The organism is Helicobacter sp. MIT 05-5294 (assembly GCF_000765675.1).
Taxonomy (GTDB): domain Bacteria; phylum Campylobacterota; class Campylobacteria; order Campylobacterales; family Helicobacteraceae; genus Helicobacter_D.
Genome location: NZ_JRPA02000028.1, coordinates 1 through 9,994, shown reverse-complemented (window position 1 = coordinate 9,994; position 9,994 = coordinate 1). Strand labels below are relative to the sequence as shown.

At 39.1% G+C, this 9,994-nt stretch carries 9 protein-coding genes and 1 rRNA gene; all 10 read right to left on the bottom strand.

The window, feature by feature from the left end; genetic code table 11:
* Nucleotides 1-1,099 (bottom strand): 23S ribosomal RNA (locus LS69_RS09465); the annotation flags it as partial.
* A gap of 163 nt (nucleotides 1,100-1,262) precedes the next feature.
* Nucleotides 1,263-1,880 (bottom strand): LysE/ArgO family amino acid transporter, encoded by a 618-nt coding sequence (locus LS69_RS09460; protein ID WP_138124467.1) that lies wholly within the window; start codon nucleotides 1,878-1,880, stop codon nucleotides 1,263-1,265.
* Complete coding sequence (locus LS69_RS09455; protein ID WP_138124464.1) at nucleotides 1,880-2,215, bottom strand: ACT domain-containing protein; 336 nt, start codon at nucleotides 2,213-2,215, stop codon at nucleotides 1,880-1,882. The genes LS69_RS09460 and LS69_RS09455 overlap by 1 nt, the downstream gene beginning before the upstream one ends.
* Entirely contained in the window at nucleotides 2,212-2,535 is a 324-nt protein-coding gene (locus LS69_RS09450; RefSeq protein ID WP_238699289.1) for a 2OG-Fe dioxygenase family protein, read from the bottom strand. The genes LS69_RS09455 and LS69_RS09450 overlap by 4 nt, the downstream gene beginning before the upstream one ends.
* A gap of 335 nt (nucleotides 2,536-2,870) precedes the next feature.
* Complete coding sequence (locus LS69_RS10575) at nucleotides 2,871-3,023, bottom strand: hypothetical protein (protein ID WP_194145482.1); 153 nt, start codon at nucleotides 3,021-3,023, stop codon at nucleotides 2,871-2,873.
* A gap of 164 nt (nucleotides 3,024-3,187) precedes the next feature.
* Complete coding sequence (locus LS69_RS09445) at nucleotides 3,188-4,876, bottom strand: FTR1 family protein (protein WP_138124458.1); 1,689 nt, start codon at nucleotides 4,874-4,876, stop codon at nucleotides 3,188-3,190.
* Nucleotides 4,877-4,900: 24 nt separating this feature from the next.
* Nucleotides 4,901-6,100: an iron uptake transporter deferrochelatase/peroxidase subunit gene (efeB, locus tag LS69_RS09440; RefSeq protein WP_138124455.1), complete on the bottom strand. Its 1,200-nt coding sequence runs from the start codon at nucleotides 6,098-6,100 to the stop codon at nucleotides 4,901-4,903.
* Nucleotides 6,101-6,109: 9 nt separating this feature from the next.
* Nucleotides 6,110-6,934 (bottom strand): iron uptake system protein EfeO, encoded by an 825-nt coding sequence (gene efeO, locus LS69_RS09435; protein WP_138124452.1) that lies wholly within the window; start codon nucleotides 6,932-6,934, stop codon nucleotides 6,110-6,112.
* A 713-nt stretch (nucleotides 6,935-7,647) separates the two neighbouring features.
* On the bottom strand, nucleotides 7,648-8,346 hold the full coding sequence (locus LS69_RS09430) for a hypothetical protein (protein ID WP_138124449.1): 699 nt from the start codon (nucleotides 8,344-8,346) through the stop codon (nucleotides 7,648-7,650).
* A 70-nt stretch (nucleotides 8,347-8,416) separates the two neighbouring features.
* A complete protein-coding gene (locus LS69_RS09425; RefSeq protein WP_138124446.1) occupies nucleotides 8,417-9,115 on the bottom strand; it encodes a hypothetical protein in 699 nt (232 codons plus the stop codon).
* Between the last annotated feature and the right edge of the window lie 879 nt (nucleotides 9,116-9,994).

Here is a 9,994-nt window from a genome sequence, read left to right as displayed (position 1 = left end):
TGGCTGCTTCTAAGCCAACCTCCTGGTTGTCTGAGTAACTCCACATCTTTTTCCACTTAGAATAGAACTTTGGGACCTTAGTTGGTAGTCTGGGTTGTTCCCCTTTAGACGATTGATTTTATCACCCACCGCCTGACTCCCAAGATACGGTAATAGGTATTCGTAGTTTGACAGGGGTTGGTACCGCGGTGAGCAGCCCTAGCCCAATCAGAGCTCTACCCCCTATTACTATCACTTGAGGCTATACCTAAATATATTTCGAAGAGAACCAGCTATCACTGAGTTTGATTGGCCTTTCACCCCTATCCACAGCTCATCCCAACCCGTTTCAATGGGTACGAGTTCAGTCCTCCGGTGGGTGTTACCCCACTTTCAACTTGGCCATGGATAGATCACTCAGCTTCGGGTCTGCAGCATCTGACTAAAACGCCCTATTAAGACTCGCTTTCGCTACGGCTTCACATTTGTTTAACCTTGCCAGATACCACAACTCGCAGGATCATTATGCAAAAGGCAGTCCATCACCCTGATAAATCATAGGGCTCTGAATGATTGTAGGCAAATGGTTTCAGGTTCTATTTCACTCCGCTCACTGCGGTTCTTTTCACCTTTCCCTCACGGTACTGGTTCGCTATCGGTGTAGTAGTAGTATTTAGGGTTGGAGAGTGGTCTCCCCTGCTTCAGCCCGGGTTTCTCGTGCCCTGACCTACTCTGGATCCTGCTACCTAGAAATAATCTTTCATATACGGGGCTATCACCCTCTATGGCTATACTTTCCAGAATGTTCTATTAGATTATTTCAGTGGATGTTGCAGTCCTCAACCCCCAATGCAAGCATTGGGTTTGCCCTCTTCCCCGTTCGCTCGCCGCTACTAAGAGAATCTCGTTTGATTTCTTTTCCTCTAGTTACTGAGATGTTTCACTTCACTAGGTTCGCTCCATTAAAGGTAATGTGTATTACTACACATTGGGTTGCCCCATTCGGAAATCTATGGATCAAAGCTTCTTGACAGCTCCCCATAGCTTATCGCAGTCTAGTGCGTCCTTCATCGCCTCTACTACCCAAGGCATCCACCATTTGCCCTTCACAAGCTTAACTGACTTTGTATTCTAAACGCCACTGCCTTAATGAATGTAAGTTCATTAAAACAATCTTTTGGTTATTTGCGTGATTGTAGTTATTACTTATCTAGGCTTTAACAATTAGTTGTGAAAAGAACACCATTTTTGAAAAATGGAAATGAGATTATACGCAAAATAACTTAAATGGAGATTAAAATATGTGAAATTAATGTATAGCCTATAAAAAACATCATACAGGCAATTAAAGCATCAATGATTCTTGAGAGTTTCCTAAGCCAAGGACTTAGTTTATAAGCTGCATAACCTAAGCTAAAAAACCATAAAAATGAAGCACTAAGTGCCCCTAATGCAAAGATGATTTTCTCTTCTTCATTAAAGGTAATCGCAAAAGCCCCTATAATGAAAACCGTATCTAAATACACATGAGGATTTAAAAGGCTAAAAGCTAAACTTAAGAAAATAGTCTTTTGCAGAGAAGAAGCATTAGAAGAATCCTCTTTTAAAACCACAGAATTAACGGAGCTAAAAAGAGCTGATTTTAAAGCTAAAAAGCCATAATAAAAGACAAATATTGCCCCTAAACCTGCTATACCAAATTGCATAATAGGATTCTTTGCCAAAAACTCCCCTACCCCAAAGATTCCTACAAGCATTAAAACAATATCACAAAGAAAACAAATGCTACTAACAATAAAGATATGATTTTTTAATAACCCCTGCTTAATAATAAAGGCATTTTGTGCGCCAATAGCTACAATCAAAGAGAGCGAGAGAAAGAATCCTTGCATAAAAAGCATTATAGTCCCTTTATTAAATTCAGTGCTTGAGGAAATGAATCTTTATCAATAAAAATATAATCTCTATTAAAAGCCGATAAAACCAATACGCTAATATTGTTTTCTTTAAGTGGTTTTAAAATTTTATAAAGGATTCCGCTTTGACTAAAATCATCAAGCTCATCTAAATAAAATGCCTTAAAGATTGGAGAATATTGAGAATTTCCATTCTCTTTAAGAGCGACAATGCTCATACCATCTTTTTCTTGAATAAGACAAAAAATATTTTCATCTATCTTAGGAATCTCTATACTTTTATAGATAATAAATTCTGCCTCTAAAATCCCTATTTTCATTGCATTATCTCTATATCAAACCCAATACTACTTCTATAAGCTGGTAAATCTTTATTGAGTGGATAGATAGGAGTAACCTCATGCCATAAGCAAGAGTTTTTATCGGCTTGTAAAATGCCTTGCCCTTCCTTTAGGGTCGTTTGAAACACCTTAGTCTTTTTATCCTCTAAATAAATCATGCTTTCTCCCCCACCAATATTTTTAGATTCTACAACAAAGGCTGACACAATAAAATCCACACCATCTTGATGAATCCCTTCTGGAGAATTTGTAGCACTCTCTCCGTCAATACATTCCACCAAAACATGATGAACAATCAAACGAGCTTTAAAAAAGGCAATAAAACTCCTAATTTTTAAAAAAATATACTCAATGATTTTGCAAAGATTTTCATCAAATAACTCATCGGGAATTCCTTAAGTTTCCTAATAGATTGCCTATAATCCAACACCTCCAAAGAATTAGCATAAGTTTGGGCAAAATGAACATTTGGCACTCTTTGAATATTAACATTTCCATTTTCCATAATGATTTGATATTCTGAAATCAGACGCTTTCTATTAGACTTTAAGATTCTAAAACCTCCTTGACATTCTCTTGCAATTTCAAAGAGGCTATATCTGTATTATAATCTAGTGTATCTAAAACATTGTTTTTAAATAAATAATCTATCTTTTCTTTTATGTAATAAATAATTATCTTTTTCATATTCAGAATAAAAATTAGCAATTTTTTGCAAATAAGAGCTATCTATACCAACTTCTTTAGCGTCAAATAAAATAATAGGGATTTTTACATTTATTGACATAAAAACTCCTTTTGTTAATAAATATAATTATAACAGATTAATACCAAATTTTCCAACAAATCATCATAACAAGTTTCACAATAAGCCTTGTATAGCGATTCCTTTTTTAAGGGTGGCAAAATAAATTATTAAGATTTATTTTGAACATTCAAATGTCTTAAGTCTCACCTTTTGCTGGATTCCACACGCTTTTGCCAAAATGCTACAGCCACAACAAGCGCGATATACACAACCTGCGCAATAAGCCCTTGCAGATTATTATAGAATCCCAAAATAGTAATACTAGGAAGCGGTAAAATGGTCGTCCCCATCACATTAGTAAGTTGCAATGCGTGAATACTCACTCCTAAAATCTTGAATCCCAAAAAATAAATCAACCAACTCATCACTAAAAACATTAAATGAATCGGCAGTTTTTGCGTAAAAATCTTCATCAAATACGCAACCACAACTAAGCCCACACACGCAAACCCAACACCGCTTACAAAGGAGCTCATTGTGATGCGTGGCATCATACCCGCATAAAAAAGTATGGTTTCTGCGCCCTCGCGAAATACAGCCAAAAAGGCAAGACCACCTAAGCCCAACAAACTTCCCTGCGCCAAAGCCTTTCCCATTTGTCGTGAGATATAACTCTGCCAACCTTCAACACTTGCCTTACTATGCAACCAAGCACCTACAAACACCATTACAGCTACCGCTACGATTCCAACAATACCTTCTAAAATCTCGCGATTCGTCCCTGCTGCGGCAAGCGGAAAGAGTTGCACCAAAGCCACCGCTACAATCAAGCTAAACCCAATGCCAAACACTGCACCACCTATTACCCATGTGCGCCCTTGAGGCTGGTTTGCAGCTTTTAGCGCAGCAAGTAATGCCATAATAATCAAAAGTGCTTCCACTCCCTCTCTTAGCAAGATTATCGCTGCATCAAAAGCAGTATAGTTCGCATCAATATCTAATGCTTCCATAGATTCAATGAGATTTTGGAATCGCGCGAGATTCTCCTCTGTCGCGCCCTTAGCGGCAATTTCTGGAAGTTCAGATTCCACACGCGTATAAAGTCCGCCATCGCGTGTGCTAACTTCACCTTCAAAAATCGCCCATTGCGTGATAAAAGTAAAAATCGCGTCCTTTGCCGCCGCCTCATTTTCGGGGAAATCCTTAAGGGCGCGGCGCAAAAGTGCCAAACCATCAGGTAATGTTTGTGGCGCACCCTCTATGCTTTGCGCCTCTAAAACATTTCCTGCGATAAAGTCTCTCAAAGCCACGCCAAGCTTTTCAAGCTGCAAATTCATTGCTTCAAAATCCACCGATTCGCTCACCATTGCCACGCGATAAAGTGCCAACGCAGTTTCAATCTGTCCATAATGTCCAGCACTTGTATCGCCTACTACGCGTTCATTGCGTTGCCATGTGTCATAAAGTTTTTTATAGAGTGTGGGCAATGCTTCTATATCTTTTTCTTTTGTAGCTCGTTCAAATTGCTTAAACAAAGGCATTACACGCTTTTCAAACTGCTTTCTTTTTGCCTCATAATCCACAGGATTCTGTTCTTTTTCAAATGCAATTAGGGCAATAGAAAGGGATTCCAAACTCTCCAAATTCGGCTCTTTTAACGCAGATTCCAAAGTCTTACTGACTTCTATGCCAGCAGCTGAATTATGAGTAGGAATCACATTAAAATCTTCCTTGAATTTTTCCAAAATCGGCAGAGATTCCATATTCTTGTCATTTTTTGCATTTTCCATTGCATCGGAAATCATCACAAACAAATGCCCTACGCGCACTTCCGCACTTAGAATTTGTGGAATCGCAAACAAAAACAAAGCCATCAAAAGTTTTTTTATCATACAAAATCCTCTAAAGATTCAAGTTTAGCCCAAAAGGGCGCGTCCTATATAATCCCCATTTTTCTTACTCACACCGCCAAAACAAGCAAAAAGTCCGCTTCCAATGTGGGTAATATACTCATTCATTCTATCCACATTGCCTAAGGCATTTTGAATCTTGATAAACTGCATAGGGTCTTTTTGAAATGAAATAAACAATAACCCCGCGTCAAATTGCCCCGTGCGTGAATCTACACCACTTGCAAAAGAAAACGAGCGACGCAAGACTTGGATTCCGGTTTTTTTCGCCAAAAATACATGCGAATCTTCCGGCATTATGCGCTCACCATTTTCATCACGCGCTTCAATATCTGCTTCTTCAAACTCTTCGTTCTTGCCATAAGCCGCACCCGAATCCCGCATACGCCCAAAAGTATCGTTTTGTCCTTTAAGGTGCGTCCTATCCCAAGTTTCAAGATGCATTTGCACACGACGAATCGCCAAATAAGTCCCATTATCAAGCCAACTTCCGTCCTTAACCCAAACCACTTTATCAAGCTCATTTGCGCTTGGATTAATCGTGCCATCTTTAAAGGCAAACAGATTGCGCGGGGTTTCTTTGCCCTCATAAGAATTAAATCCCATTTGCGACCATTTCATCGTAACTTTAAGCCGCGCAACACGCACGAGATTCCGCACGGCGTGGAAAGCTACTTGTGGATCATCTGCACAGGCTTGAATACAAATATCACCTCCGCTAAATTCTTCCCTCAATTGATCTCGCGGGAAATGCGGTAAATCTTTTAAGGATTTGGGACGCACAGACTTTAAGCCTAGCTTATCAAAAAAACTCGCCCCTACTCCGAAAGTTAGGGTTAGATTATAAGGATTTAGAGAATCCGCTTCGCCGGTATCTTTTGGCGGGACAAGCAAGTTTTTGCCATAGGGTGCAACATTCTCACCCGCGGTTAACTTGCTTGCATAAGCCGTCCAAGTTTGGAAGACCTCTTTCATCTCTGCGCGAGAGCTTGTGTGTAAGTCCAAAACCAAAAAATAAATGTGTTTTTGCGCAGGAGTAGCAATGCCTTGTTGGTGTATGCCAAAAAATGGATATTGATTTGCAAGGGTAGGAGATATTCGTGGAGCATGAACTTTGGATTCCGCATTTAAGATAGCGGGGGATAAAACCCCAGCTCCCGCTACTGCCAGACTCTTTAAAAAATCGCGTCTGTCTAAACTTTTCATAGACTTGCCTTATTCTAGGATAACACCCATTTTTGAAAGCGGCTCACCTAGTTTATTAACTGCTTCTGCGAGGGCTTTAATATCCGCTTGTGTGAGCTTATCATAGCCAACAAAATCATATCCGCCATTTTTGGAGAGATTGTGTTTTGCCAACAAAGAATTGACTGCTTTAAATTGTGTTTCAATTTCATCGGATAGTTTTTTGTCTTTTTTAACTAAATAAGGTTTGAAAAGTTGATAGATTTTCTCCGCTCCTTCAATGTTTGCTTGAAAATCATAAAGGTCTGTTTTAGAAAAAATATCTTCCTCCCCTGTGATTTTGCTAGTAGAAACTTCATTGAGCAAATCCACCGCTCCTGTTAGCATTAATTCCGCATCTACTTTTGCAGTTGGGATTTTTGCCCGAAGCTCTTTAATATCTAACAAAAGTTGGTCTGCTGTGGCTTCTGTGCCTTTTGTGGTATTGTTTTCCCAAAGGATTTTTTCAATCTTGTGGAATCCGCTCCAATCCTTCTCGCCCAACCCCTCTTCTTCAAGGTCTGCCAAACGCGCATCAATGCGAGGGTCTAAGTCTCCAAAACTCTCCGCAATGGGTTCGCTACGCTCATAATACATTCTTGCAAGAGGGTAAATCGCCTTTGCCTCTTTGACATCGCCACTTTTTAGAGCTTTGACAAACTTCTCTGTATCTGCTAGAAGAAAGTCAATTTGTTCAATCACGAATTGACGATAAGCCTTAGTTTCTTTGGTTAAATCTACTGCGGCACTTGCGAGTTGTAGGCTACCCATAAGAGCTAATGCGGCTAAACCTGTAGTAATTTTACGAATTTGCATTTTTGGTCCTTTTTTTGAGAAATTTTTAAAAACATTTTGCAAAACACTTGCAATTATGAGAATTGTTTTTAAAAGTGAGAGGGATTTTATAAGATATTCTCTTAAAAATATATAAAAAATGATAATCTTTTTTATTATTGGCAAATTGTCGGTAGAGTATAGATGACTTATGTTTTTAGAATTTTGCACTATCGCATCAAACAGAGCGAAATGTATTTCTGAAAGATTCTACATTGCATTTAGAATCCTGCAATTGTTACATTATTGCTGGAATTTCAAGATACATTTGGAATCTCCTAGCGTCATTGCAAACAAAGACAAAGCATTCCAATAACATCGAACTGCCAAATGTGTGCCAAATCATTATTGCGAGGATTGCAACGCAATTCGTGGCGTGTAATTTGTGAGACAAATTTCACCCGCACTTACCAATCCATAATGTGGATTGCCTTTCGTCATTGCAAACGAACATCTTGTGAGCGTGGCAATCCATAGTCTGAAATCTCGCCATTATAGAATCCATTTTTGCGTGATTATGGATTTGCAAGTGTGGGCAAACTTAATATAAGTGTGCACTTCGTCGCTTCACTCCTTGCAATGACGCAGTAGTAGAATCGTGAGTTACTCAGCCGCTATTGCAGGGATTCCGCAAATATTTCCACACAATGACAATGTAGAATCCCTAACGCAGAATCCTAAATCCACCATAAACGCTATGCTCTCACTTCAAGCGACGCGCCACTTTGTAAGGCATTTGTAAGCTCTAGTTGCAGAGTTTTGACACTATCTCCGCTAGAGATGAACCGAAAGCTTCCCTGTGCGGATTCCACCTCTGATTGTTGTCCTGTTTTTTCAAGCCTTTGCTTCGCCCTCTTTTGCTGCTCTTGCTCTTCTAGCTTTTTTTGTTCTAGTCGCTCTTTTTCGCGCTTCTCTTCTCTGAGTCTTTCTTGTTCTTTGCGTTTTGCATTTTCTCTAGCGATTCTGCCATCGGGGTCGCTCGTGCCACTTGTTATCATCGTGATATTTCCCTCGCCATCGACGCTATAACTCACACTCGTAAGCGTTCCTGCGAATAAACCTGTATTCAAAGATTGCATTGCTTCAAGATTCTCCTCAAGCCATTGCAATTTTTCGGGGTCATCAAGTGCCTTTTGTAAAAACGCGGGTGAAACGCTAATAGACGCCGGGATTCCTTCTATCGTCTTATTTGCCTGATTCACGCCATATTTATCCTGTATGTATTCCTCTAATTCGCTCAATGTTTTAGGGCTTTTTGAAACCACCGTGCTTGCCGCCATATCTTCTGTTTCTGCATAGCTTACCAACTTCGCACCGATAGATTCCGCATTGCGCTTTGCGCTCTCATATCCGCTAAAAACACTATTGTTAACATTTGTGTGATTGATTTGCATTGTTGCTCCTTTCGTTTTAAAACTATATCGTTTGGTTTTTACGAAACTTTAGAGTTTGCTTACAAATTTGCTAAATTCGCATATCAAGCGCATTTGTCGCCTCAATGCCTTTGGACTTTTGATATTCTGTGATTAGCGCATTGATTTTGTCTTGTGCTGCTTGTTTGGCGATTGATTCGACTGTTTCACCGTTTAGAATCCCGCCACTTGCTGCAAGTGCGAAGGGGTCGGCAAGAGTAACATGTCCACCCAAAAGCAATGCGCGCTCTTGCATTAATGCCATTTGTCGCTCTTGCGCAGACATATCTGCACGATAGTGTGGCGACCCCATCTCTTGCCCAAGTTTCGTATATTTTAGTGCGAGATAATTCATCGCATCAGCCTTGCTTCCTTGTGCAAGATTATCTTTATGCGCGGCGGCATAGTATTCTTTAATAGAGTTTTCGACAGTTTCGTATTGTTTTACAAGAGATTCCACATAAGTGCGTGCATAAATCTTGCCACCTGGATCAACCACTGCACTCCAATTCACTTCTAAGTCAGTATTTAGTTTCTTAACTTCTTGCGCTAAGGAGCTTAAATTGGCATTTTCAAGAGCTTTTTGGAGTGTTGCTGTTTGGTTTGTATCGCCATTAAGTGAGCCGATAATCTTTGCATCTGTTTGCGCCTGTTGTTGTGGCATATCTTTGGTTTTGACTTGTTCTACAGCGTTTGTGTCAGATATTGGCACAGAGTAGTAGTTTTGAGTATTTGTATTGATAGTATTCATAGGGACTCCTTTTGGGATTTCAAATAAAGAATTATATCCCCCCCCCCCCGCTAGAAATTGCTTAAAATTTTCTAAAATTTAATTTTATTTTTGCTATTTTATTACTTGGTATGCTTGATAATTCAAATATTTAGCATTTTACCATTATAAAAATCGTCCGTGATTCCGTTGTAGAATCTCATTGATACACAATTGTGGATTGAAAAGAATATTTTTTACTCAAGTTTATAATACAATATTAGGAAAGAGCATAAGTGGCAATGATGTGGTGATTGCGCCAAATATTTTAGAACAAATGACGAATGACCCAAAAAAGGCAGCTTATTATGAGGGAAAAATAGATGATTTTTTCAATGCAACACCAAGATAAAAGCACAATTTGCTACACAAGGCTTGGATTACCAGCCATGTGGTGTAGTAGTCCATAACGATGGAAGCGTTACTTATATTGGTGGTTGTGCAGACTCTCCAAAGTGCGTGGCAAAAGTAAATGCAATCAACAAAGCAAAACGAGAAAAAGAAGCGGAACAATTGAGGGCAAACTTGGAATATAGCCAAGAAGCTATAGAAGCATGGAAGCGCAAATGGAAATAATTTCTAAGCAAAAAAGCATGGAAGAGTTCCTTGCTAACCATACAATAGATATGAGTAGATTTGTTGTGGCTATTTAAATTAAAGATTCCACAAGGAATTATTTAAAAATATCTACAAAAATACACAAGTTTAGAAATATATGGAATAACTTTGAATAGAAGATAATTGAGTAAAAAACATAAAGGAAAAGTCCAAAACAATCTCTGACAACTAAGCAGGATAAGAACAACTAAAACCAAAGAAACGAATCTTTAGTCTTTTCTCTTGAAAGGAGGTGATCCAACC